The organism is Streptomyces sp. NPDC058691 (assembly GCF_042714775.1).
Taxonomy (GTDB): Bacteria; Actinomycetota; Actinomycetes; order Streptomycetales; family Streptomycetaceae; genus Actinacidiphila.
On record NZ_JBHXSO010000048.1, the window covers coordinates 39,879 to 63,800 of the forward strand.

Annotated in this window: 24 protein-coding genes and 1 pseudogene; 7 read left to right on the plus strand and 18 right to left on the minus strand. The window is 72.1% G+C overall.

The window, feature by feature from the left end; all coding sequences use genetic code 11:
• The first annotated feature begins 292 nt into the window (after positions 1-292).
• Positions 293-1,255 carry a thaumatin family protein gene (locus ACFWVC_RS28840; RefSeq protein ID WP_384293091.1) on the plus strand — a complete coding sequence of 321 codons (963 nt, stop codon included), beginning with the start codon at positions 293-295 and terminating at the stop codon, positions 1,253-1,255.
• Positions 1,256-1,281: 26 nt separating this feature from the next.
• Here the strand turns inward: ACFWVC_RS28840 and ACFWVC_RS28845 are convergent, their stop codons facing one another.
• The 3 genes from ACFWVC_RS28845 to ACFWVC_RS28855 all read right to left on the minus strand — a co-directional run bounded on the left by ACFWVC_RS28845 (position 1,282) and on the right by ACFWVC_RS28855 (position 4,942).
• Positions 1,282-2,115 carry a phosphotransferase gene (locus ACFWVC_RS28845; RefSeq protein WP_384293098.1) on the minus strand — a complete coding sequence of 278 codons (834 nt, stop codon included), beginning with the start codon at positions 2,113-2,115 and terminating at the stop codon, positions 1,282-1,284.
• Between the two features lie 45 nt (positions 2,116-2,160).
• Positions 2,161-3,603 carry an aldehyde dehydrogenase gene (locus ACFWVC_RS28850; RefSeq protein ID WP_384293208.1) on the minus strand — a complete coding sequence of 481 codons (1,443 nt, stop codon included), beginning with the start codon at positions 3,601-3,603 and terminating at the stop codon, positions 2,161-2,163.
• Positions 3,604-3,958: 355 nt separating this feature from the next.
• The gene (locus ACFWVC_RS28855; RefSeq protein WP_384293104.1) at positions 3,959-4,942 is read right to left on the minus strand and encodes a helix-turn-helix domain-containing protein; all 984 of its coding nucleotides are present in this window, start codon (positions 4,940-4,942) and stop codon (positions 3,959-3,961) included.
• A 234-nt stretch (positions 4,943-5,176) separates the two neighbouring features.
• Between ACFWVC_RS28855 and ACFWVC_RS28860 the strand changes: the two genes are divergently transcribed.
• Entirely contained in the window at positions 5,177-6,151 is a 975-nt protein-coding gene (locus tag ACFWVC_RS28860) for an aldo/keto reductase (protein ID WP_384293109.1), read from the plus strand.
• A 79-nt stretch (positions 6,152-6,230) separates the two neighbouring features.
• Positions 6,231-7,736: an aldehyde dehydrogenase family protein gene (locus tag ACFWVC_RS28865; protein WP_384293114.1), complete on the plus strand. Its 1,506-nt coding sequence runs from the start codon at positions 6,231-6,233 to the stop codon at positions 7,734-7,736.
• A 53-nt stretch (positions 7,737-7,789) separates the two neighbouring features.
• Here the strand turns inward: ACFWVC_RS28865 and ACFWVC_RS28870 are convergent, their stop codons facing one another.
• The 8 genes from ACFWVC_RS28870 to ACFWVC_RS28905 all read right to left on the minus strand — a co-directional run bounded on the left by ACFWVC_RS28870 (position 7,790) and on the right by ACFWVC_RS28905 (position 15,187).
• The gene (locus tag ACFWVC_RS28870) at positions 7,790-8,683 is read right to left on the minus strand and encodes an NUDIX domain-containing protein (RefSeq protein ID WP_384293120.1); all 894 of its coding nucleotides are present in this window, start codon (positions 8,681-8,683) and stop codon (positions 7,790-7,792) included.
• A gap of 346 nt (positions 8,684-9,029) precedes the next feature.
• Positions 9,030-9,845, minus strand: coding sequence for an enoyl-CoA hydratase/isomerase family protein (locus ACFWVC_RS28875; protein WP_384293125.1), 816 nt, complete (start codon positions 9,843-9,845; stop codon positions 9,030-9,032).
• Positions 9,842-11,104, minus strand: coding sequence for a cytochrome P450 (locus tag ACFWVC_RS28880; protein ID WP_384293129.1), 1,263 nt, complete (start codon positions 11,102-11,104; stop codon positions 9,842-9,844). Before ACFWVC_RS28880 ends, ACFWVC_RS28875 begins: the two co-directional genes overlap by 4 nt.
• 100 nt (positions 11,105-11,204) lie before the next feature.
• Positions 11,205-12,557 (minus strand): cytochrome P450, encoded by a 1,353-nt coding sequence (locus ACFWVC_RS28885; RefSeq protein ID WP_384293133.1) that lies wholly within the window; start codon positions 12,555-12,557, stop codon positions 11,205-11,207.
• 60 nt (positions 12,558-12,617) lie between these two features.
• Complete coding sequence (locus ACFWVC_RS28890; protein ID WP_384293137.1) at positions 12,618-13,208, minus strand: ATP/GTP-binding protein; 591 nt, start codon at positions 13,206-13,208, stop codon at positions 12,618-12,620.
• Entirely contained in the window at positions 13,183-13,557 is a 375-nt protein-coding gene (locus tag ACFWVC_RS28895) for a DUF742 domain-containing protein (protein ID WP_384293143.1), read from the minus strand. Before ACFWVC_RS28895 ends, ACFWVC_RS28890 begins: the two co-directional genes overlap by 26 nt.
• On the minus strand, positions 13,554-13,955 hold the full coding sequence (locus ACFWVC_RS28900; protein WP_384293148.1) for a roadblock/LC7 domain-containing protein: 402 nt from the start codon (positions 13,953-13,955) through the stop codon (positions 13,554-13,556). Before ACFWVC_RS28900 ends, ACFWVC_RS28895 begins: the two co-directional genes overlap by 4 nt.
• Complete coding sequence (locus ACFWVC_RS28905; RefSeq protein ID WP_384293153.1) at positions 13,952-15,187, minus strand: ATP-binding protein; 1,236 nt, start codon at positions 15,185-15,187, stop codon at positions 13,952-13,954. The genes ACFWVC_RS28900 and ACFWVC_RS28905 overlap by 4 nt, the downstream gene beginning before the upstream one ends.
• A gap of 483 nt (positions 15,188-15,670) precedes the next feature.
• On the opposite strand from ACFWVC_RS28905, the gene ACFWVC_RS28910 reads away from it, so the two are divergent.
• The gene (locus ACFWVC_RS28910) at positions 15,671-16,168 is read left to right on the plus strand and encodes a hypothetical protein (RefSeq protein WP_384293157.1); all 498 of its coding nucleotides are present in this window, start codon (positions 15,671-15,673) and stop codon (positions 16,166-16,168) included.
• Positions 16,169-16,410: 242 nt separating this feature from the next.
• Here ACFWVC_RS28910 and ACFWVC_RS28915 read toward each other — a convergent pair whose 3' ends face one another.
• Entirely contained in the window at positions 16,411-16,800 is a 390-nt protein-coding gene (locus ACFWVC_RS28915; protein ID WP_384293161.1) for a hypothetical protein, read from the minus strand.
• A gap of 44 nt (positions 16,801-16,844) precedes the next feature.
• Positions 16,845-17,447 (minus strand): annotated as a pseudogene (locus tag ACFWVC_RS28920) (RNA-guided endonuclease InsQ/TnpB family protein); the annotation flags it as partial.
• Positions 17,448-17,550: 103 nt separating this feature from the next.
• On the opposite strand from ACFWVC_RS28920, the gene ACFWVC_RS28925 reads away from it, so the two are divergent.
• Positions 17,551-17,739, plus strand: a complete 189-nt coding sequence (locus ACFWVC_RS28925; RefSeq protein ID WP_384293166.1) for a hypothetical protein — start codon at positions 17,551-17,553, stop codon at positions 17,737-17,739.
• Between the two features lie 25 nt (positions 17,740-17,764).
• Here ACFWVC_RS28925 and ACFWVC_RS28930 read toward each other — a convergent pair whose 3' ends face one another.
• Positions 17,765-18,334 carry an NADPH-dependent FMN reductase gene (locus ACFWVC_RS28930; protein WP_384293169.1) on the minus strand — a complete coding sequence of 190 codons (570 nt, stop codon included), beginning with the start codon at positions 18,332-18,334 and terminating at the stop codon, positions 17,765-17,767.
• A 165-nt stretch (positions 18,335-18,499) separates the two neighbouring features.
• Positions 18,500-18,865, minus strand: coding sequence for a hypothetical protein (locus ACFWVC_RS28935; RefSeq protein WP_384293172.1), 366 nt, complete (start codon positions 18,863-18,865; stop codon positions 18,500-18,502).
• Between the two features lie 165 nt (positions 18,866-19,030).
• Here ACFWVC_RS28935 and ACFWVC_RS28940 point away from each other — a divergent pair, with 165 nt between their 5' ends.
• Positions 19,031-19,654: a flavin reductase family protein gene (locus ACFWVC_RS28940; RefSeq protein WP_384293176.1), complete on the plus strand. Its 624-nt coding sequence runs from the start codon at positions 19,031-19,033 to the stop codon at positions 19,652-19,654.
• Between the two features lie 29 nt (positions 19,655-19,683).
• Here the strand turns inward: ACFWVC_RS28940 and thrS are convergent, their stop codons facing one another.
• Positions 19,684-20,910 (minus strand): threonine--tRNA ligase, encoded by a 1,227-nt coding sequence (gene thrS / locus ACFWVC_RS28945; RefSeq protein WP_384293180.1) that lies wholly within the window; start codon positions 20,908-20,910, stop codon positions 19,684-19,686.
• Between the two features lie 212 nt (positions 20,911-21,122).
• Entirely contained in the window at positions 21,123-21,776 is a 654-nt protein-coding gene (locus ACFWVC_RS28950) for a TetR/AcrR family transcriptional regulator (protein WP_384293184.1), read from the minus strand.
• A gap of 168 nt (positions 21,777-21,944) precedes the next feature.
• On the opposite strand from ACFWVC_RS28950, the gene gndA reads away from it, so the two are divergent.
• Positions 21,945-23,387 carry an NADP-dependent phosphogluconate dehydrogenase gene (gndA, locus tag ACFWVC_RS28955; RefSeq protein WP_384293189.1) on the plus strand — a complete coding sequence of 481 codons (1,443 nt, stop codon included), beginning with the start codon at positions 21,945-21,947 and terminating at the stop codon, positions 23,385-23,387.
• Between the two features lie 33 nt (positions 23,388-23,420).
• On the opposite strand, the gene ACFWVC_RS28960 is transcribed toward gndA, so the two are convergent.
• A partial coding sequence (locus tag ACFWVC_RS28960; protein WP_384293193.1) for a hypothetical protein occupies positions 23,421-23,922 on the minus strand: 502 nt, incomplete at its 5' end.

The following is a 23,922-nucleotide window of genomic DNA, read 5'->3' on the forward strand; positions in this document are numbered from 1 at the left end:
CTGGCTCCACTCTTCCCTTCGTACCGGCGCCCCGTGGCGCGGCACTTGGTCTCGCTCCCCTGATCCGTCCGCCCCGTGCGCGGGGCGGACGGGGATGCCTGCACGTAAAGGAGACGGCCGGCCGCGGCCCGGACAACACAAATTCCGCCGGATCGCCGTACGGATTTGTGTTGTCGGGCGCCCCCGGACGCGGTCCCCGATACGTACGCAGGCACCAGGTGGGAACGAGGAAGGCACAAGGATGGCACGACGCAGTCGGCACGGCGCGAGGTCCCGGCGGGGACGGTGGCCGGTGTTCGCGGCAGCAGCGGTCGCGGTGACGGTTCTGGCGGTGTACGGGGCCCTCACGCAGTTCGGCACGGGCGACGGCCCGGCGACGCCGGCCGCAGGACGGGGCGCGGCGGCAGCCCCGGCCCCCTCCGTGGCGGCGGCGGTGACGACTCCGGCCGCCTCGCCCTCGGCATCCCCCTCGGCCGGCCACCGCCCCTCCGGTTCGCCCAGCCCTTCGGCGAAGGGGAGCAAGCGACCGTCCCCCGGTGCCAAGGCCACACCCAAGACGCGGACGTCGCAGGCCGCGGCCCCGGCCGGCAGCCGGTCGATCACCGTGGTCAACCGGACGCAGGAGACGATCTGGGCCGTCGTCACCAACTCCCCGGCCTACCCCGACGGCCGCAGGCTCGCCCCCGGGCAGAGCACCTCGCTGACCGTGGGCAACAAGTGGGGCGGCCGGATCTGGGGCCGCACGGGCTGCGCGACGACCGCCGCGAGCGTGTGCCGCACCGGTGACTGCACCACCGTGTGCAACGGCCCCAACCCGCCCACCACGCTCGGTGAGTTCACCTTCGACGCGTACGCCGGTCTGGACTTCTACGACGTGAGCATGGTCGACGGGTCCAACCTGCCCATGTACATCAACATCTCCCACACCACCAGCAGCGACCCGGTCAGCGCCTCCGGCTGCTACAAGGGCACTTGCACGAGCCCCGTGGTCTGCCCGAGCGGCATGCAGGCCAAGGCCGGCGGCCAGGTCATCGGCTGCAAGCCGCCCTGCGCGGCATTCGGCGGCGACACGTACTGCTGCCGCGGTGCGTGGGCGGGCCGCACCAACTGCGTGCCCTCGAAGTGGCCGGTCGACTACACCCAGGTCTTCAAGAAGGCCGCGCCCTACGCCTACTCCTACGCGTTCGACGACTCGGCGACCATGTCCTGCAAGGGGGCCTGCTACTACCGTGTCACCTTCGGCACGACGGGATAGCGCGTCCCCGGCGGCCTTCGGGCCGGTCAGTCCAGCAAGGCGGCCGTGAACGTCCCGCGGTGGGCCACCAGCCACGCCTGTACGCGGTCCCAGCGCCGCCAGCCGCCGCGCTCGGCCAGGATCCGGCCGTACCCGGGGTCGCCGCCGGCCACGCGGCCGGCGACGAACGCCCGGCAGGATGCGGTGGCCTGCTCGATGACCTCGGGCAGTTCGGCGCGCTCCCGCGGGGAGAGGCCGTAGCCGTCGGCGAGGATCCGCAGCCGCGCCGCGGCGTCCGGCCCGGTGGGGTAGAGGTCCGCCGCGGACTCGGGATCGAGCATGGGGACCCAGTAGCGGGCGGTCATGGCGACGTCCCACACGGGCCGGCCGGGGGCCGCCAGGTCGAAGTCGATCAGGGCGGCGGCACGGCCGTCGCGGAAGACGACGTTCTCCAGGCACACGTCGTTGTGGCACAGCAGCGTCCCTCCCGCCGGGTCGGCCAGTTCCCGGGGCCACGGGGCGCGGCCGTCGACCTCGATGGCCGCGCTCGCCTCGTGCAGGCGCCGCAGCAGGCTGCCCACCGACCGCAGCGCGGTCTCGGCCATCACCCACTCCGGGAACGGCGGCAGGGCGACGTCGCCGGGGATCCAGGTCAGCTGTTCACGGCCGTCATCGGTGAGACGGAGCGGCCTCGGGGCCGCGTCGAAGCCGCGTTCCCCGAGTGCGAGGAGGTGGGCGTGGAGGGCCCGCGCGGTGCGTGGCGCCGGCCGCTCCACCAGGGCACCGCGCCGGAAGACCGCGCCCGCGTTGACCATGCCGCCGGCCAGGGCCTCCCCGTCCGCCGAGTCCGCCCCGTCCGCCGCCCCGCCCCCGGTCGTCATGCCGGTCACGCTACCGTCGGTTCGGCCGCGGGTCAGCGTGAGTGGTCAGGGATGGTAGACGGACTGGAGCTGCTGGTACGCCGCCAGCCCTTCGGGGCCCAGTTCCCGGCCGAGGCCGCTGCCCTTCACGCCGCCGTAGGGGGAGGTGATGTCGGGCAGATAGCCGTTGAGGCCGATCGTGCCCGTGCGGATCCGGCGGGCCACGCGCGCGCCGCGTTCCAGGTCGGTGGTCCAGACGCTGCCGGCGAGGCCGTACACGGAGTCGTTGGCGAGGCGGACGGCGTCGTCCTCGTCCTCGTAGGGGGTGACCGTCAGGACCGGGCCGAAGATCTCCTCCTGCGCGATCACCGAGGAGTTGTCGACGTCGGCGAAGACGGTCGGTTCGACGAACCAGCCGCGGTCGAGACCGGGCGGGCGGCCCCCGCCCGCGGTGAGCCGGGCGCCGTCGGCCAGGCCCCTGCCGATGTAGCCCTCCACGCGCTCCCGCTGCCGGGAGCTGACCAGCGGGCCGATCTGGGTGGCGGGGTCGAGCGCGTCGCCCACCCGCGCGTCGCGCGCCATCGCGGTGTAGACCGCCACGACCTCGTCGTAACGGCTGCGGGGTGCCAGGATCCTGGTGCTCGCGAAGCAGGTCTGGCCGTTGTTGAGGAAGCTGGTGGTGAAGCGCTCCCCGGCGTCCGCCCCGAGGTCGGCGTCGTCCAGGACGACGGCCGCGGACTTGCCCCCGAGTTCCAGCGTCACCGGCCGGAGCAGGGCAGCGCAGGCGGCGGCGACCCGGCGTCCCGACGCGGTCGAGCCGGTGAAGGCGACCTTGTCGACGCCCGGGTGCGCGACCAGGTACGCGCCGATCTCACGCCCGGCGGGAACGATGCCGACCACTCCGGCGGGCAGGCCCGCCGCGGCGACCGCCTCGGCCAGCAGCACCGAGTCCAGGACGGTCTCCGGGGCCGGCTTGAGGACCACCGTGCAGCCGGCGGCCAGCGCCGGGGCGAGCTTGAAGAAGGCCAGGGTCTGCGGGAAGTTCCAGCTCATGACGGCGGCGACGACGCCCACCGGCTCCCGGCGGACCTCGGTCGTGCCCCGGGGCAGGCCGGACCGGAACTCCGCACGGGGCGCCGCGCTGACCAGTGCGGCGTAGTACCGCAGGAGGGCGGCCGGGACGGAGCCCTCGAACGCGCGGGAGAAGGAGATCGGCATGCCGTTCTGCGCGCTGACGGTGCTCGCGGTCGCCTCGCTCCGGGCGTCGAGCTCATCCGCGAGCCGGACCATGGCCGCCGCGCGGCGCTCTGGCTCCCAGGAGGGCCAGCCGCCCGGGGTGTCGAAGGCGGTGCGGGCCGCGCGGACGGCGTGGTCGACATCGGCCGTCGTCGCCTCCGGCACGGCCCCCAGGAGTTCGCCGGTGCCGGCCGATGTGACGGTGATGGTGCGGCGGCCGGACGGTTCGGTCCACCGGCCCCCGATGAACAGGCGGTTCTCATGTGCGTTCATGGCAAGGGAAGTCATGACGGGCACTTCCTCCGGCGGCGGCCGGCAGGGCCGCCCCCTGCTTGGTCCCGTGGCCGTGGCCGCATGCGTGCCGCGGCACCGGCCCGGGGTGCGTGCGCGATGGTGGTCCGGCGCGCCGCGGCGGCGCGACCGGCGTACGAGCGACCCGCGAAGCGGCAGCGGGGCGCCGCGCCTTGGATGCCGCCCCGGGGCGGTTGGGCCCTCTCCGGCGGCGATTCATACGGTTTGTGCGGTTGTGCACCCTGACGTCCCCGAGGCTACACCCATCTGGGGGCACGTGACATCAGATGGCGTCGGCGGCCGCGGCGGCGTCTACCGGTGGGGTCCCAGGGCGAGTTCAGATCCACCCGCGACGGGTGGCCTCCATGGCGATCTGGAAGCGGGTCTGCGCGCCGAAGCGCTGCATGAGCTTGGTGACATGCCGCTGCACGGTCCGCTCGCTCCACCCCATCGCGCGCCCGGCGGCCTTGTCCGTGGCGCCCGCCGCGAGCAGCGTCAGCAGCCGTGCCTCCTGCGGCGACAGCTCCTCACCGCCGCCCCGCGCCGCGACCGCCTCGTGCGCCCGGACGTGGACGCTGCGCTCCCACACCGCCTCGAAGAGGGCGATCAGGGCGTCCAGCAGGGGCGAGGGGTGGATGAGGTAGCAGGCGGTCACGACGTTGTCGCCGGGGCGCAGCAGGGGGATGATGGCCAGCCGGTCGTCCGATACGGCCAGTTTCATGGGCAGGTCGGGGGCTATGCGCGCCTGTTCGCCGTGGCGTATGCCGAGCGTGACGTCGTCCAGCCAGCCGGGGAGCGCCAGGACGCTGCTGTCGTAGATGACGCGATAGGCCACCCCGCGGTCCAGCAGGTCGAGCTCGTCCGGGTTCGGCTCGGTGTGCGCCTCGACCGCGGCGTACGGGGGGCGGTCGAAGCCGCGCACCTGGGTGCGGGTGCTCTGCTGCATGTGCGCCCAGCGGCGGTTGACGTCGTCGCGGCCGGAGACGACCTCCACGAGGTCGTCCGGGTTCACGAAGCGGGTGGCGGCGCGGTAGAGGTCCATGAGGCCGGCGACCTGCGCGCGCACGTCGTTCAGCGAGCGTTCGCGGTCCCGCAGCACCGCCTCCAGTCCGGTGTCGGGGGAGACCGCGACATAGGTGACGGGACGCCCGGGGGAGCGGATCGCGAGTCCGAGCGCCACGAGGGACTGCAACGAGCGCCGGGCCGCGGCGGCGGCGAGGTGGCCGTCGTGGGCGAGATCGGTGACGGTGGCCTGTGTCCGGCGGATCAGGATCTCGTAGACCGCCTCGTCCTGGGGGCTCAGGCCGATCGATTCGAGCATGAGGCTTCTCCGGGTGCCGGGGAGCATGAACGCGCGTCGCATCCACGACACTTGGCGGGGAGTCGCCGCCTGATCATCCTGTCAGGACGATCAAGCCGGTGACGGCGTTCCGGCATTTCCGCCGTCCGCGGTGCCGTGTCGCCCCGGACGCCGAACGGGACGCGCGTGATCGCCTATCGTCGTGCCGACGGGGATCGATCGCGCCGCCACGGCGGCATCCGCGGGAGGACGACTGTGCGCACGAGGGACCTGGGACGCAGCGGGCTTCGGGTGTCCGAGATCGGCTACGGAGCCTGGGGCATCGGGGAGTCGGCGTGGGTGGGCGCGACCGAGGACGAGTCGGTCCGGGCGCTGGACCGGGCCGTCGACCTCGGGGTGAACTTCATCGACACCGCCCGCGGCTACGGCGAGAGCGAGCGCATCGTGGGGCGGTTCGTCCGCCGCCGGGCCGGGGCGGGCGACGACATCCTCGTGGCGACGAAGGTCCCTCCGAAGAACCGCCTGTGGCCCGCGCCCGGCGGCGTCGACCCGGCGGACGCGTTCCCGGGCGCGCACATCCGCGAGAGCCTGGAGACCAGCCTGCGGGCGAGCGGCCTCGACCACTTCGACGTCCTCCAGTTCCACGTGTGGAGCGACGAGTGGGTGGGCCGCGGCGACTGGCTGGAGACGATCGCCGAGCTGAAGAAGGAGGGGAAGATCCGCCTCTTCGGCGTCTCCGTCAACGACCACGAACCCGGCAACGCGCTCGCCCTGGTGCGCAGCGGCGTGGTCGACACCGTGCAGGTCATCTACAACATCTTCGACCAGGCTCCCGCGGACGCCCTCTTCCCGGCCTGCCAGGAGCACGGCGTCGGCGTCATCGTCCGGGTGGCGCTCGACGAGGGCGGGCTCACCGGCCGCGTCACCGCCGGGACCACCTTCCCGGAGGGCGACTTCCGCAACCGCTACTTCCGCGGCGACCGCCCCGCCCAGGTCGAGCGGCACGTCGACGCCATCGTCGGCGACCTCGGCATCGGCCGCGAGGAGCTCGCCGAGACGGCGCTGCGCTTCGTCCTGAGCTCCCCGGCGGTCTCCACCGTGATCCCCGGCATGCGCTCCGTGCGCAACGTCGAGCGGAACGCCGCCGTGAGCGACGGCCGCGCCTTGGCGCCCGGACAGCTCGACGTGCTGGGCCGTCACCGCTGGCAGCGGAACTTCTACGGCGGCTGAGCCGCACTGGGCGGGCGTTTACCTAGACGAAATCTAAGTATTGCAACATATGTCCCTTATTGGTGCAAACATGGGATGTATGCGTACTTCGTGGCTGACTCATCCGCAGGGCACTCTCGCCGCGCGGCCCCGCACGCGCGAGATCGTGGATCGTCCCTGGCACATGCTGATAGGCGGGGAACTGACCGACGCGGTCTCGGGGGGCACGGTCGACGTGATCAACCCGGCGGACGAGACGGTGGCCGCCCGCATGCCCCACGGGGGCTCCGTCGACGTGGACGCCGCGGTCGACGCCGCCCGCGACGCGGCGCCGTCCTGGGCCGCGACCTCGATCGGCGACCGGGCCGCCGTGCTGACCGCGCTGGCCGAAGCCGTGGAGGCGCACGGCGAGGAGCTGGCCTGGATCGACACGATCGACAACGGCAGCCCGATCGCGGTGATGCGGGGCGACTTCCGCGTGGCGGTGGCCCAGCTGCGCTACTTCGCCGGCCTGGCGCTCCAGCTGCGCGGCGAGACCATTCCCATGGCCGACCACGACGCGCTCGACTTCACCCTGCGCGACCCCTTCGGCGTGGTCGGGCGGATCATCCCGTGGAACCACCCGCTGATGTTCGCGGCGGCCCGTATCGCCGCGCCGCTGCTGGCCGGCAACGCCGTCGTCCTGAAGCCCGCCGAGGCGACGTCCCTGTCGGCGCTGCGCCTCGGTGAGATCGCCGCCCGCATCGTGCCGCCGGGGGTGCTCAACATCGTGCCGGGCCTCGGTTCCGTGGTCGGCGAACGGCTCGTGACCCACCCCGACGTCCCGCGCATCGCCTTCACGGGCTCGTCGGCCACGGGCCGGCGCGTCCAGGCGCGCGCGGCGAGCGCCGCCGTCAAGACGGTCACCCTGGAACTCGGCGGGAAGAACCCCGTCATCGTGTTCCGCGACGCGGACGTGCCCGCCGCGATCGACGGCGTCATGGCCGGGATGAACTTCACGTGGCAGGGCCAGAGCTGCGGATCCACCTCCCGTCTGCTCGTGCACCAGTCGCTGTACGAGCGCGTGGTCGGGGAGGTGGGCCGGCGCATGGACGACCTGCGGATCGGCGACCCCTCCGAGACCGGCACCGATGTCGGCCCCCTGGTCTCGTCGGCCCACTACAGCAGGGTCTCCTCCTACATCCGGGCCGGCCTCGCCGACCCCGCCCTCGACCTCGTCGCGGGCGGCACGTTCCCCGACCGTCCGGGGTACTACGTCCGGCCCACCCTCTTCTCCGCACCCGCCGGGCCCGGCGGCCCCCTGTTCACGGACGAGATCTTCGGGCCGGTCCTCGTCGCGGCCCCCTTCGACACCTACGAGGAGGCCGTCGCCGAGGCCAACGCCCTGCCCTACGGCCTCACCGCAGGTGTCTGGACCACCACCCTCCGCACCGCCCTGTCCGCCGCCCGCGACCTGCGCGCGGGTTACGTGTGGGTCAACTCCAGCTCGGGCCATCTCCCCGGCACCGCCTTCGGCGGCGTGAAGAACTCCGGCGTGGGACGGGAGGAGGGCATCGAGGAGCTGGAGGGGTACACCCAGCCGAAGAACGTCTACGTGCGCTTCTGAGCGGTCTCCTCTGTCGCCGGCCGGTTCACATCCGCGGCGCCGCACGAGGGCGGTCAGGCCCAGCCCATTTCCGTGTACAGGCGGCCGTGCCGGATGCCGTCGATGGCGGCGCGGGTGTAGGGGACGGTGGGGTCGGGAAGGCGGTCGGCGGGCCACCAGTCCCAGCTGACGCACTTGTCGGGTTCGAGGAGTTGCGGCTCGCCCTTCCACTGCCGGGCGCGGAAGACCAGTTGCAGGCGGGGCCGGGTGCCGGGTGCGTGGAGCATGTGGACGGCGTGGACCAACTCGACGTCGTTCGGGTCGATGACCAGGCCCGCCTCCTCGCGGGCCTCGCGCACGAGGCAGGCGACGGCGGACTCCTGCTCGCAGTGCCCGGCAAGGAAGTGGTGCTGCAGCGGTGCGAAGGGCGAGTCCGGGTGGCGCAGGCCGAGCAGGACCTCACCGTCGCGTTCGAGGTACAGGTGGGCGCCGATGACGTTCGGCGCGCCGCGTCCTGCCCGCGGTCCGCCGGACGGCGGCACGGGGCCGACGGCGGCCTGGTGGCGGGCGATCACACCGGCCGCCCAGGGCGCCACCGTCAGGTGCGCCATCGTCGCGACGTCGAAGAACGCGAACATGATGCCCTCGCCCACCTCGATGAGGGAGGGGTTGCCGTCCCACCGGCCCAGGAAGATCTGGATGTGCGGCCGGGGGCGGCCGTCGGGGCCGGGGCGGTCGACGACGCCTAAACGGGTGAGGCCGTCGATCGTGAGGCCCGCCTCCTCCATCAGCTCCCGCGCGATCGCCTCCTCCGGCGTCTCGTCGCCCTCCCTGGCCCCGCCGGGGAGTGACCAGGTGCCCGGGTCGCTGATCGGCTTGTTGGCGTCCCGCAGGTGGAGCAGGTACTGACCGTGCCGGTTGACGATCAGCGCGGTGGTCTGGTGGGGCTCGGGCGTGACCGCGGGCATGGGCGAGTCCTTCGGGATCGGTGGGTGTCAGGTGACGGAGGGGCCGGGGCGGGCGCCCCGCCGCCGGGCGGCTCCGGGCAGTACGGGCGGAACTCGGCGGCGTGCGGCGCGGGTTGCGCCGTCCAGCAGGATGCCAGGACATAGGTGCACCACAGGCGGATTCCGGACAATCCGGGGCACCTGGCGCGTCGGGAGCCGGACCGGCCGGACGGACCGGCGACATGAAGGCCGGCGGCACCGCGAGACGAAGCCCCGGCGGGGCCAGGGCCGGGGCTTTTCGTCGCGGTGCCGCCGGCAAGCAGCGGGGCCAGCGGGGCGCGGGCGGGCGGGGGCGGACCCCGGTGGCTCACATGTGGTGGACCGTGCCTTCCTTGCGCGCATAGTGGGTGGCCGCCAGGACGGCGGCCATGAGCTCCGCGTCCAGGGCCGAGGTGTCGGCGAGACGGGTGGGGGCCGTATAGGAGTTGAGGAGGGTCTTGGTCACCCGCAGAGCGCCCTCCGGGCGGCGCACGACGGGCCGCGCCCATGCGGCGATGGCGTCGTCGAGCTGCGCTTCGGGGACGACCTTCTGCAGCACGGACAGGGACAGCGCCTCCTGGGCGTCGAAGGACCTTCCGGTGAGGACGAGCTCGCGCACGCGCGCGGCGCCGATCTCGTTGAGGAGCCGGGGGAGGAGGCCGCCCCAGGCGGTGGGGAGGCCGAGGGCGAGTTCCGGGAGGCGGAAGGAGCAGGTGTCGGCGCCCACGCGCAGGTCGCAGGCGAGGGCCAGGCCGAGCCCCGCGCCGATGGCCTTGCCGTGGACCTTGGCGATGGTGACCGCGGAGTTGCCGCTCAGTGCCTCGCAGACGAGGCGGCCCTTGGTGGCCGACGTGCGGATGCCGCCGCCGGTGGGGTCGTGGTCGAGGAAATCGGTGTACTCGGTGCGGTCGCCGCCCAGGCAGAAGTCGTCCCCGGCGCCGGACAGCACGATGACCCGGACCCCCGGCTCCGGGGCGCCGAGGACCGCGAGCAGTTCGTCCAGCATGGCCTCGGTGACGGCGTTGCCCTGGTCGGGGTCGTGCAGCTCGATGTCCAGGACCGGGCCCCGCCGGCCGGTCCTGAGGGTCCTGAGGGGCCCGAGCGTGGGGGTGGTCGTGCAGGGGAGGGACTGCGGGGCGTTCATGCCGTCACTTTCATGGAGGTCACACGGCGGAAGACCATGCGGGGCGCGTACGAGGGCGCGGAGGCGAGGCGAAGTGTGGGGAATCGTTTCAGCAATGCGGTCAGCAAAGTGCGGGCCTCGAGCCGGGCCAGCGCCGCCCCCAGGCAGTAGTGGGCGCCGCCGCCGAAGGTGAGATGCGTGCCCTTGCGGAGGATGTCGTAGACATGGGGATCGGCGTTGCGCCGCGGATCGTGGTTCGCCGCCCCGTACATCACGTGCACCATGGTGTCCTTGGCGATCGGGACGCCCCCCAGGACCGTGTCGTCGGCGGCGACGCGGCTGTTGAGGTGGATGGGCGGGTCGTAGCGCAGTGCCTCCTCGATGGCGTCGTCGACGTGCTCGGGGTGACGTCGCAGCCACTGCCAGCGCGCCGGCTCGTCGAGCAGCAGCCATACGGCCACCGACAGCAAGGTGGCCGTGGTCTCCAGGGAGGCGATGGTGAGGAACATGACCAACTGGTAGATCATCCGGTCGGCCGCCTCGCGGTCGCCGGGCAGCTGCTCGTCCCAGTGCCGGATCCAGCCGGACAGGACATCGTTGCCAGGCCGTGCGCGCCGGCCGTTCACCAGCTCGGTGAAGAAGGCCCGCATATCGGCCGTGGCCTCTTCCGATATGGCCAACTCCGACTTGGTGGGCAGCAGTTCCTGCGCGTGTACCTGGCGGTGCGTGAAATCGAGGATGCGTGCGTACTCCGTGGCCGGGATGTCCAGCCAGCGGCCGATGGTGACGACCGGCAACTGCTCGCTGACGGTGCCGACGAAGTCGGCGGCGCCGTCGGCGAGCAGCCTGTCCTCCAGCGAGTCGAGAAGCCGGGCGACGTGCCGCTCGACCTCCGGCCGCATGTCGGCGACGGTGGCGCGGTCGAAGGGGTTCCCGAGGCTGCGGCGCTGGCAGGTGTGGGCCGGCGCGTTCAGCCGGGACAGCGTCCGGCTCATCTCCTGCGTGGCCGGGGCGTGCCAGCGCTCGGTGTCGCGCTGCCGCTCCTGCCAGGCGAAGTCGGGGACGATCCAGTTCCTGCCGCGCAGGACCTGGTCGCAGGCGTCGTATCCGGTGATGAAGTACCCGCCCCAGGGGGCGGGCACGACATCACCCATGGTGCGCAGTTCCTCGTAGAGGGGGAAGGGATCGGCCTGCCCCTGGGCGGTGCGAAGGCGCCGAAGGACGGATATGACGGCTCGACGGTCAATGACTGTGCCGCTCATGTCACCGACTGCGGTCACGCAGAGCTCCTCGTGCTGGGCGTCCGGACCGGCGGAACCTACCCGTCCCCCTCCTGCGGTCATGCGGTCCTTGGGTGTTGCTCCTGTCACATGCCGCTCGTCAGACGCGGAAGAGGTCCAGGAAGGTGCTCCAGAATCCCTTCTTCGCCTGCGGCCGGGCCGGCGAGGACGGCTCCCCCTCCGCCGTCACCGGACCGGTCGCCGCCGGCTCCTGGGCCTGCGGCAGCGGCTCGGCGAACCGGGTGGCGGGAATGGGGCTGAAGCTCACCGGCAGTGCCACCAGGGCCCGGTGGAACGGACCCGGGCGCCACTGCAGCTTCTCGGGGTCCTCGGCGAGCGTCAGATCGTGGAGGGTGTTGAGGATCTTCTCCACCGCCGTCAGGGCGATCAGCTGGGCCGGGGACTTCGCCGGGCAGGCGTGCGGCCCGGCACCCCAGGCGAGGTGGGCGCCCTTGCTCAGCGTCTCGCGCTCGGCGGTGAGCGCCGGGTCGCTGTTGGCGGCGGCGAAGCTGATGACCAGCGGGGTGCCGGCCGCCACCTCGACGCCGTCGAGGTCCACGTCCTGAAGCGGGTAGTGCGTCGCGTAGTTGGCGATCGGGGGGTTGTTCCACAGCACGTCGTCCATGGCCTCCTCGATCAGCATGCCCGACCGGCGGCCCGAGGAGTCCTCGGACAGCAGCAGGAGCAGGGTGTTGCCGATGAGGTTGCGCTCGGGCTCGACGCCGGCGCCCATGAGCATGACGAGCTGGTCCTTCAGCTCCTCGTCGTTGAGGCCCGCGGGGTGCGCGATCAGCCAGGAGGTGATGTCCTCGCCGGCCGTGCGCCGCTTGAGGGCGATCAGCTCCATCAGGCAGGCGGTGAGCTCCTCGTTGGCCCGCAGGGCGTCCTCGCCGTCGAAGATGGCGGCCATCGAGGTGGTCAGGCGGTCACCGATGTCGGCGGGGCAGCCGAAGAGCTTGTTGAACAGCAGCAGCGGCAGCAGCTTGGCGTAGTCGTTCAGCAGGTCGGCGCGGCCGCGCTCGCTGAACTGGCTGATCAGGTAGTCGGCTATCTGCTCCACATCACGGGCCAGCCGGCTGACGTTGAGCTTGTCGAGGCTCTCGGTGACCGCCTTGCGCAGCCGCAGGTGCACCGTGCCGTCGGTGAACAGGCAGTTGGGCCGGTAGGCCATCATCGGCAGGACGGGGTTGTCCAGCGCGATGCGGCCCTCGTTGAGCGCGGCCCAGCGGCGGGAGTCACGGGCGAAGAGCGTGGGGTTCTGCAGGACGCGGCGCGCGGTGTCGTGCTCGGTCACCAAGGTGGCGTCGACACCGGGGGACAGCTCGACCGGGGCGGCGGGGCCGAAGTCGCGCAACTGGTCGTAGATCCGCCCGGGGTCGGCCGCGAAGTCGTGGCCGTGCATCGGGCATCTGGCAGGGGCGCCGGGGACGGGGGTGGCGTGCTGAGATTCCATGGGGGTTCCTTGAGGGGGCCGGAGCCTTCCCGCCCTTGTGGGCGGCGAAGGGTCCGGCGGTCAGGCGGCGTGGGTGAGCAGGTGCTGGACGAGGGAGATCAACGCCTGTGCCGAGGAGGCCTCGTCACGGGCGTCGCAGTACACGACGGGGGTGTGCGGGAAGAGGTCGAGCGCCTCCCGTATCTCGTCCTCCTGGTAGCGGTGCTCGGCGTCGAAGTTGTTGACGGCGATGGCGTACTCCAGGCCGTACTTCTCGACGAGGTCGATGACGGGGAACGACTCGGCGAGCCGCGCGGGGTCGACCAGCAGCAGTGCCCCGAGCGCGCCCCGGGACATGTCCTCCCACAGCTGCATGAAGCGCTGCTGACCAGGGGTGCCGAAGAGGTAGAGGACCAGTTCCTCGCTCAGCGTCAGGCGGCCGAAGTCCAGCGCGACCGTGGTGGTCCGCTTGTCCGGCGCGCCCGCCAGATCGTCCACGTGGAGCGAGGCCTGCGTCATCTTCTCCTCGGTGCGCAGCGGGGCGATCTCCGAGAGTGTGCCGATCAACGTCGTCTTGCCCACGGCGAAGTGCCCCACCACGAGGATCTTCGCGGCGGTGGTCACCCCCTCCGACACATACGCGCTGTCAGGCAAAGCGCCTTTGGAGTCCATGCAACACCTCTTCGAGGATTCTCTTGTCGACGGCCTGGGCGGGGGGCGGGGCTTCACGGCGCAGCAGATGCCCATGCTCGGTTAAATCGGTCAGCAGCAACCTCGCGACGCCCACCGGGAGTTCCAGGTGGGCGGCCACTTCGGCCACCGACAGGTAACCCCCGGAGCACAGCTCCCAGATGGCACGCACCTCGGGACCGGCCCCGAGGGGCAGCTCCCGGTCGGGGGCGATGGTGACCAGGGTGAGCAGGGACAGCTTGTCCGCGGCCGGGAGTTGGCGGCCGCCGGTGATGACGTAGGAGCGGACGAAGTCGCTCGAGACCGGTTCCTCCTTGCCGGACGACGTCATGCCTCGGCACCGGCGTTCTGGCGAGGCGGCGTGGTCATCGCCTTGCCCAGCGCGCCGACCTGTTGCTGCATACGGAAACTCATGGCCTCCATGTCCACGTCCGGGGCCGCCGACGCGGCGAGGTACGCGCCGTCGCCCGCGGCGATCAGGAAGATCCAGCCGTGCTCGTACTCCAGCAGCGTCTGCCGCCACGGACTCGCACCGCCGCCGGCGAACGGGGCCACGGCCCGCGACAGCGACTGCATCGAACTCATCGCCGCCGCGTTGGTCTCCGCGTCGTCACGGCCGATCTCGCTGGACTTCTCCAGCAGCAGACCGTCGGCCGAGACGAGGATCGCGTGCCGGGCGCCGCGCACCTGGAGTACGTCGTTCAGCACCCACGACAGATCGGGGTTCATTGGTCCTGGAGTCCTTCCGTGTTCGTCATGTCCCGACCGGACAGGGTTCCGCGCTGGAACGCACCGATACGCGAGGCCCGCGTACCGCTGGCCGGCTCCGGCTCCGGCGCGGGGGTGCCGCCGGATTCGGACGCCGCCGGGGCGGCGGGCTGCGGCAGCACCGACACCCGCTGGCGACGGCGCTTGGGCAGGCCGCCCGCCGTCGTGCCGGTGGCGGCCATGGGAACGGGAGCGCTCACGGGCGCCAGGCGCTTGGGGGGCGCCGGCTCGGCGTTGTCGTGGTCGTGGGCGCGGTCGTGGACGGCCTCGGGCTGCGGTACGGGGATTTCGTTGCTCAGAAGGCCCTCCGGCAGAAGGATTACCGCCCGCACGCCGCCGTACGGGGAGACGGAGTCGACGGAGACCTCGAACCCGTAGCGGGCCGCGAGCATGCCCGCGACGGCGAAACCGAACTTCGGGGGGTTGCCGAGCGTGGTGATCCCCACCGGAGCGGTCGGGGACAGCAGGAGCGCGGCGCGGTCCTTCTCCTCCTGGCTCATACCGAGGCCGGCGTCGTCGACGATCACGCAGACGCCCTTGGGGACGGCACGGATGTTGATCTCGACCGGGGTGTCGGGCGCGCTGTAGTTGGTGGCGTTGGCCAGCAACTCGGCGAGCACGACGGCCACCGGCTCGACGGCCCGGCTGGCGACCGTGAAGTGCACCTGCGCGTGGATCTGGACCCGGTCGAACCGCCGGATGCGGCCCTGCGCGCTGCGCGCCACGTCGTACACCGAGGCGATGGCCTCACGGCGGCCGAGCCAGCCGCCGCAGAGCACGGCGATCCCCTGGGCACGGCGGCCGAACTGGCTGTTGGCGTGGTCGATCGCCATCAGGTCGGCGAGGATCTGAGGGTCGTCGCCGTACTTCTTCTGCACGCGGTCGATGACGACCTGCTGCTCGTCGGCGAGCACCTGCAGTGTGCGCATCGCCGACTTCAGGACGGTCTTGGTGTCCTCCTCCGCATCCTTGCGCACTTCCGCCACTTCGGCGGCGTGCTGTTCCCGCAGTTCGGCATGGGCCGCGCGGATGTGGTCCCGCTCCTGCTGCAGCGAGGTGCGTTCGCCCTGGAGCCGGGCGTTGTTGCTGCGCAGGATCATGTTCGTCCTGCGGGCGCGCAGGATGACCAGGACGGCGGCAAAAAATACAGCTATCGAGATCCACAGGAGTGGATCAGCCCAAATTGATGTCATGAGGCTCTCTTCAAGTCGCATCACGCAGGAAGCGACGATCCTGGCCGCGGCGTCGGGCCGGCGGCGAACACCGGGACAGGGTGTGTGCCGTCGTGCCGAGCCAAGAGCCGCTCCTCCGAGATGGGGCCCTGGAGACTGTCCCCCGCGCGCATGACGCGCCATCAGCCTTCTGGAAACCCGATCACCCTAGCAGTAGTGGATCACCAAACAACCAGGCGGTTGGGGCACTTGAAGATCTTCACATGGTCACCCCAAACCTCCAGGTCAGCTGCCCCTGCGGGGTGGGTGGGCGCGGTGCTCGGCTTGTCCCGCCATGCCCGGATCGGGCCACTGCCGGGAGGCCGGAGAAGGAAGCCCGGGAAGACGGGAGAACACCGGACGGGCCGGGCGGCCGGGGCTGTCGAGATGCCTCCCGGCCCGGCTAGAATCCGGCCCCGGCCTGCAGCAGCGCCACGTCCCGCCGGACGACGCAAGGGGGTTCCCGTGCCGTGGACCGTGCCAGAGCAGATCAAGCTCACGATGGTGCACCACGTGGAAAGCACAGTGGAGCTGAGAGTGCTCCGGACCTTGGCGCGGGAGACCTCGTCCGTGGTGCGCCGCCCCGACCACGGCGAGTTGAGGGTGACCGTGCGGTGCGGACACTGCGGGCGTGAGGGCGTGTTCGCCGTCCAGGACCTGGAGACGACCCGGCGCCTGCGCCGCGGCCCGGTGATCCGCTCGTCGGCCGCTGCCGCCGTCCTCCTGACGGCGACCGTCGCACTGTGGGTCGTCGGCTTCGCCCGCGAGAGCGCCCTGTTCCTGGTCCTGGCGTTTGTCGCGTCGCTGATTCTCGGGCCGATCGGTATCGCCCTGGCGTTGGACCCCAGCAGGAACATCGGTGTCGAGGTGCCGGACATGGTCCCCACCGACGCCACGGACACCACAGGCAGCGCCCGCCGGCGCAAGGCCCTGGCCTGCATGGGGCGTGCCCGCCCCGCCTGACCGGGCGGCCGGGGATCACTCCGGTTGGCACAGGACCGTTTCCGCAGGTTCGTGCGGACGGTTCTGGCCCATCGGCACGGGGGCGGCGGCGCCGGGCACGACCCCGAACGCGCGCGTGAGGTGTACCAGAGCTCGACGATGGGGGCGCTGATCCGCTGCGCGGCCTGATCGCCGGCACCGACGTGGCCGGTGGTGGAGACCTGCCAGGCGGCCGGAGTGGTGTTGCGGGAACTGGGGGACCACTACCTCGGTCGCGGCTCTTTCGCAACCAGCCCGGTGACATCGTCATCTCCCACGCCGAAGCGCTGGTGATCATCGGCTTCGACGCCGTCGCGTACGACCTCGAACTGTGGAACACCGATCCGTCGGGCACCGTCGTGCCCATCGACTGCCTGCCCGCGAACGTCGACGACCACTACCTGCAAGCCGTGGAGTTGCGCGGCGACGTGGCCGCCATCCTCCGCGAGCTGGCCGAGCAGCGCGAATCGTTGGTCGGCATCGACACGTCGGCACGCGCGGTAGGCCACAACGGAAGCGGCCTGAACCCGGTGTCGGTCCTGCTGACGCTCCGTGACACGGTGGACGACGACCCCACCGCCACCTGCGACGTCGGCCGGCTGGCTGGCTCGCACTACATCTACGTGACTCCTCCTCCGGCTGATGCGGGGGCTTCTCGCTATGCCGGGTTGGCGTTGCGACGGACCAGCCCGGCCCGTAGAACGTTGGTGGCTGCCACTGTGTCGGCGTGCGCGGTGTGGCCGCAGGCGAGGCAGTGGAACTTTTCCTGTGTGGGCCGGTTCTCCTTGGCGGCGCGCCCGCATTCGGGGCAGGTGCGGGAGGTGTTGCGGGGGTCCACGGCGAGCACTTCCCGTCCGGCACTTTCAGCCTTGGCGTGCAGGATCGTCAGGAACACCCCCCAACCGGCGTCGTTGATCGACTTGTTGAGCCCGGCCTTGGCGGCGGCCCCGTTGGGCAGGAAGATGTCCGGCTGGTCGGGGTCGGACTTCGGTGCGGGGGCCCTGGTCATGTTGCGGATCCGGAGGTCTTCGTGCGCGATGAAGTCGTGTGCGCGGACCAGGCCGAGGGCGGTCTTGTGTGCGTGGTCGAGCCGCTGGCGCCGTACCTTGCCGTGGAGCCGGGCAACCTTCTCCACCGCGCGCTGGTGGTTGGCGGTGCGGTCCTCGGCCTTGCGGCGCGGGAACCGGGACAGGGCCTGCTGCGCGGCTTCGAGCTTCCCGGCTGCGCGCCGGCCGTGGCGTGGGTTGGGTACGAACCGCCCGGCGCGCCGCCATCACTCCAGGCCACCGGGGTCCCGCGGGCCGCCCGTGGGTACCGTATGAGTCACGGAGTCCCTCTCCGGCCACCTCTGCGAAAGGCGATCCATGAGCGGCGAACCGTACTGCGACATCCCGGTGCCGGCCTCCGTGGACTGGACGGCCGCCCCTGGCGAGCCGGTCGCGGAGTGCACCCTGTGCCGGGAGCCGACCGAGTACAAGGCGCAGATCCCCGGCACCCCGCTCTGCCCGCGCTGCGAGTGGCAGGAGGCCCAGCGCACCGCCTGCTCCGGCTGAGCCACGGGGGCGCACCCCTGCCGGCTCAGCCGGCGGAGACCCGGCGCAGCGGCGCCAGGGCGTTGCTCCACGCGACGACCTGGTCCAGGACGAGGCCCAGCTCCTCGGCCCGGCGCGGGCCCGGCGCGAACCGGCTCATGTCGGCGAAGTCGCGGAACAGCGACAGCGCCACCTGCGCACGCACCGTGGCCACCTGTACCTCCGCCATCACCAGCCGCAGGTGCTCCACCGCGCGCGTCCCGCCGGCGCTGCCGTAACCCACGAACCCCGCCGCCTTGTTGTTCCACTCCGCGTACAGGAAGTCGATGGCGTTCTTCAGCGCGCCGGGGATCGAGTGGTTGTACTCGGCGGTCACGAAGACGAACCCGTCGAACGACGCGACCTTCTCCGCCCACGCCTGCGTGTGCGGGCGGCTGTAGTGGCCCATCGACGGCGGCACCTGCTCGTCGAGCAGCGGAAGTCCCAGGTCGGCGACGTCGACCAGCTCGTACTGCGCGTCGTCCCGCCCCGCGGCGTTGTCGTACACCCACTCCGCCACGGCCGCCCCGTTGCGGCCGGGCCGCGTGCTGCCGAGAATGACGGCGATCCTGGTCATGGCGGGGCTCCCGGGGCGCTCGTGCGGGGTGGTGGTGTGCGCGGGTCACCTTCCATGCCCGCCCGTCCGGCAACCGGCCGCGTTCACCACTTCGCCCGATCGCCGCGCGGCGGCTGCGCCGGGCGGGTGACGGCCGGGCCGGGCCTCAGGCGGAGGGCCGCCCCGTCAGTACGCCTGCGGTCCGGCCGGCTGCCGGTCCAGCGCCTCGGCCCGGCGTCGCAGATCGGCGGCGATGTCGTCCCACTCAGGGCCGTGGAGATAGAGGCTGTCGGCCGCCTCGCGCAGCAGCGCCGGATCGTCGGGGCGCTGGAGGAGCGCGAGCCGGTAGGCGAGGTTGCGGATCCAGACCGGCAGCAGGCCGTCGACCACGTGCGGGCTGAGGTCGTGCAGCATCGCGATGATCGATTCGGCGTCGGCGAAGGTCAGTTCTTCGACGAAGTGGTGCTCCCGGTGATCGAGCACGCAATCGCGCGTGGGCCGGTACTCGTCTCCGTACAGGCACCGGGCGTGCTCCGTCAGGGTCGTGTGCATGGCGCGCAGTTTAAGGGAACTTGATCAATCCGTGGGCAGGATCTCCACGGCAGTCGCGCAGGTCGGGCCGGGAGTGGTAGCCTCCGCGGCCGCTGTGGATCATCCCCGACACGCCGGGCCGCGGGCGCACGGCGGGGCGCGTGGACACGCGGGGATACTGCGGCCATGCGCGCCGACTTCGATCCCGAGGCGATGAGCAGTGCCGCCTTCTACCGGTTCATGACCTCCGTCATCGTTCCCCGGCCGATCGCGTGGATCTCCACTGTCACGCCCGACGGGCTGACCGAGAACCTCGCTCCGCACTCCTTCTTCTCCATCGCGAGCACCGACCCGCCGATCGTGCAGTTCACCTCGATCGGCCGGAAGGACTCGCTGCGCAACGTGGAGGACACCGGCGAGTTCGTGGTCAACTTCGCCTCCGAGGCGCTGATGCCGCTCGTCAACGCGACGGCCACCGATTTCCCGCGCGGCGTCAGCGAGTTCGACTACGCGGGCATCGAGCGCGAGCCCAGCCTGCGGGTGCGCCCGCCCCGGGTCGCCGCTTCACCTGTCGCCCTGGAGTGCCGCTCGCACACCACCGTGCGGATGGGCAATTCCACCCTGGTCTTCGGGCGCGTGCTGCACGCCGTCGCCGACGAGGGCGTCCTCGCCGACGGTCGCCCCAGCGCCCCGCTGCTGCGCCCGCTCACCAAGCTCGGCGCCGACGAGTGGGGCACCCTGGGGGAGGTCCGCCACCTCAACCGCATCCCCTACGAGGAGCCGCGCCCCGCCCCGCCGACGGCCGGCTGACGGGGAGGTGCCGCGTGCGTCCGGAGGGGTCAGGCACCGCCCTCGTCCCACAGGACGGTGCTGTACGCGCCGGTCAGCGCCCCGACGCGGGCGAGCACATCCTCGGCGGGACGGGGCGCGAGACGCCGTCCGTCGCGCAGCCGCAGTGCCACGTGGCCGTCCACGGCCTCCTTGGGGCCGATGACGGCCTGGTACGGGACCAGACGCGCCGCCCGGACCCGTGCGCCCAGGCTGCCGCGGTCCGGCCCGGCGACCTCGGCGCGCAGGCCGAGATCGAGACAGCGCCCGGCGAGCGCCTCGGCGACGGGTGACTCGGCCTCGGAGACCGGGAGGACCGCGATCTGGGTCGGCGCCAGCCAGGCCGGGAACGCGCCGCCGTGCCGCTCGACGAGATGGGCCACCGCCCGCTCCACGCTGCCGATCACGCTGCGGTGGACCATGGCCGGACGGTGCCTGGCGCCGTCCGCGCCGATGTAGTGCAGATCGAAGCGCTCGGGCTGGTGGAAGTCGACCTGGACGGTGGACAGGGTCGACTCGCGGCCGGCGCCGTCGGCGACCTGCACGTCGATCTTCGGCCCGTAGAACGCGGCCTCGCCCTCCACCGCCTCGTACGGCAGGCCCGAGCCGTCCAGCACCTCGGTGAGCAGTGCGGTCGACCGGCGCCACAACTCCGGGGCCGCGACGTACTTGCCGCCGGGCCCGGGGAGGGAGAGCCGGTAGCGGGCCGGGGTGATGCCCAGCGCCCCGTACGCCCGGCGGATCAACTCCAGGGCCCCGCGCGCCTCGTCGCCGACCTGGTCGAGGGTGCAGAAGATGTGCGCGTCGTTGAGCTGGATGGCCCGGACCCGAGCCAGGCCGCCGAGCACGCCCGACGGCTCGGAGCGGTACATGCCGCCGAGTTCGGCCATGCGCAGCGGCAGCTCGCGGTAACTGTGCGCGCGGGAGCGGTAGATGAGCGCATGGTGCGGGCACAGGCTCGGCCGCAGGACGAACTGCTCGCCGCCCAGCTCCATCGGCGGGAACATGTCGTCGCTGTAGTGGGACCAGTGCCCGGAGATCTCATACAGCTCGCGCTTGCCGAGAACCGGGGAGTGGACGTGCCGGTACCCCGCGCGCCGCTCGGCTTCGTGGACGTAACTCTCCAGGGCGTGCCGTACGGTCGCCCCGTCCGGCAGCCAGTAGGGCAGCCCCGCGCCGATCAGCGGGTCGGTGTCGAACAGGCCGAGCTCCCGGCCCAGTTTGCGGTGGTCGTGCATGGCGGTCTCCTCGCGGGGGTGGCGGGCGAGGAGCCGCGGGAACGCCGAAGCCCCGGGGCACTCGCCCCGGGGCTTCGGACTGATGGCATCGATCAGCGCGCCGGGACACTCTCCGGCGTCGTCGTCATGGCAGCGCGCTTCATGCGGACGACGGTAACAGGGGCGGGGCCGTGCGCGCCGGGCTTTTTCCGGCGGGGCCGGTCGAGGCCGGCTCAGGCTTGCCGGGCGGGCCCGGTCGCGAAGCTCTCGATGTGGGTCATCGCCGCGTCCATGGCCGTCCTGAGGGGATGGGTGGTGCGCCGGACCTGCGTGAGGAGCAGGCCACCCTGGACCGCCGTGAGCAGCACCGTGGCCAGGTCGTGCACATCGGCGTCGGCGGAGAGCTCCCCGCGCTCCTGCATCCGTGCGAGTCCCTCACGGACGGGCCGCTCCCAGGCATCGAAGGCCGCGACGAGATCGCAGCGGGCCCCGTTGTCGGTCTCGACGAGCTCACCGGCCAGGGAGCCGATCTCGCAGCCCCCTGTGCAGTCGCGGCGCTCCTGTTCGGCCACCGTCGCGTCGCACCAGGCGCGCAGCGCCTCGAAGCTGTCGAGGTGGTCCAGGAGCGGGCGCTGGCTGTCGAGACGCGCCTCGGCCTGGTACTGGATGACGGCGCTGACCAGCCCTTGCTTGTCGCCGAAGTAGTGGTACACCTGCGAGGCGCTGACCTTGGCGGCCTGGAGCACGTCGGGAATGCTCGTGCCGGCCACGCCCTTGTGGAACATGAGCTCCGCCGCGGCCTGGACGATGCGCTCGCGGGTGCGGCGGCCCGGCGCGGTGGTCCTCTGCGCGGCCCCCGAGGGGGGCTGGGTGCCGGTCGGTGTCATGCCCTCATGTTATCCCGATTGGAATTGACATTCCAAAAAGCGGCCTGTTGACTTGGAATGACCTTTCCAATCAGTAGGCGCCCGGAGCGTTCCATGCCCGCAACACGACGGCGGACCGACGCCGTGACGGGCCCGTGCCCCGGCGCCGCACCCCGTGAAGGCGGAGCCATGCAGAGCAGCGCACAGATAGGTGTCACCGGCCTCGCGGTGATGGGTCGCAACCTGGCCCGCAACCTCGCACGTCGCGGCTACACCGTCGCCATTCACAACCGCACGCCCGAACGCACCAGAGCCCTGGCCGAGGACTTCGGGCACGAGGGCACCTTCGTCCCCGCGCAGAGCGCGAAGGAGATGGTCGCGTCCCTGGAACGCCCACGCCGTCTGATCATCATGGTCAAGGCGGGCCGGCCCACCGACGACGTGATCGACGAGTACCTGCCGCTGCTCGAACCCGGCGACGTCGTCATCGACGGCGGCAACGCCCACTACGCCGACACCCGCCGCCGCGAGGCGGCCCTGCGCGAGCACGGCATCCACTTCCTGGGCACCGGCATCTCCGGCGGTGAGGAAGGGGCGCTCAACGGGCCCAGCATCATGCCCGGCGGCTCCGCCGAGGCCTACGAACTGCTCGCCCCCGTGCTCCACGACATCGCCGCCACCACCCCCGACGGCACCCCGGCCGTCGCCCACCTCGGCCCCGACGGCGCCGGGCACTTCGTGAAGATGGTCCACAACGGCATCGAGTACGCCGACATGCAGCTCATCGCCGAGGCCTACCATCTCCTGCGCCACGCCACCGGCTTCGGCCCCGAGCGCATCGCCGACGTCTTCCGGACCTGGAACGAGGGGCGGCTCAACTCCTACCTCGTGGAGATCACCGCCGAGGTCCTGAGCCACCGCGACGCCGCCACCGGACTGCCGTTCGTCGACGTCATCGCCGACGCCGCCGAGCAGAAGGGCACCGGGCGCTGGACCGTGCAGAGCGCGCTCGACCTCGGTGTCCCAGTCTCCGGCATCGCCGAGGCCGTGTTCGCCCGCTCCCTGTCCGGCCACGGCGCGCTGCGCGCCACGGCCGCCGCACTGCCCGGCCCCACCCCGACCGTGCTCGGCGCGCGCGACGCGGAGCGATTCGTGGACCAGGTCGAACAGGCCCTGTACGCCTCCAAGGTCATCTCCTACGCGCAGGGCTTCCACCAGATCCAGACCGCCGGCCAGGAGTACGGCTGGGACGTGGACCTGGCGACGGTCGCCTCCGTCTGGCGGGCCGGCTGCATCATCCGGGCGTCGTTCCTGGACCGGGTCCGTGACGCGTACACCGCCGACCCGGACATGCCCAGTCTGCTGGCCGACCCCCACTTCGCCGGGGAACTCGGGACCGCGCAACTGCCCTGGCGTCTCGTCGTGGCCCACGCCGCCCGGGACGGTGTGCCCGCCCCCGCCTTCTCGGCCGCCCTGGCCCACTACGACACGCTGCGCACCCCCCGGCTGCCCGCCGCGCTCACCCAGGCCCAGCGCGACTACTTCGGCGCCCACACCTACCGCCGCACGGACCGCCCCGGCTCGTTCCACACCCGCTGGGACAGCGACCGCACCGAACACCCCACGAGCTGAAGCCTGCCGGTGGCGCGCCGGGGGTGGCCGTGCCTACTCGTAGATCCGGGCCGCCGACAGCTGGAGGGCCACGGACCGCCAGGTGACCGGTTCGAGCCGGTCTGTGAGCGGAGTGTCGTTCACCCAGGCCGCCCAGGCGTCTTCGTCGTGGGCCCACTCGCAGCGGCTGATCCTCGCCAGGACCTCGCGTCGGTCCCGGCCGAAGTCGGTGGCCAGGGCTCCGGCGTACATCCGCAGGTCCCGCGCGGAATCCACATCGTCCGAGATCACGGCGGAGCCGGCGAGCACGGGGTCGAACGTGGGCGGGGTCGTGCGGGCGGTGTCGAGCTGGTGGGCCAGACCCCCGCCAGCCCGGCCGGCCCTGTACTTGTTCGTGCAGCAGGTCGGTGCCGTCGATCCTGCGTCCGAGGACGCGGATCCAGCCCCGCAGGAAAGTGTCGATGCTCTGGTTCGGCCAGCGCTCGGCCGGGACTCCACATGCTGCCAGGAGTCGCCCGGATTGTTGGCGCCGGTGCGGGCCGGAGCGGCGTGCCGC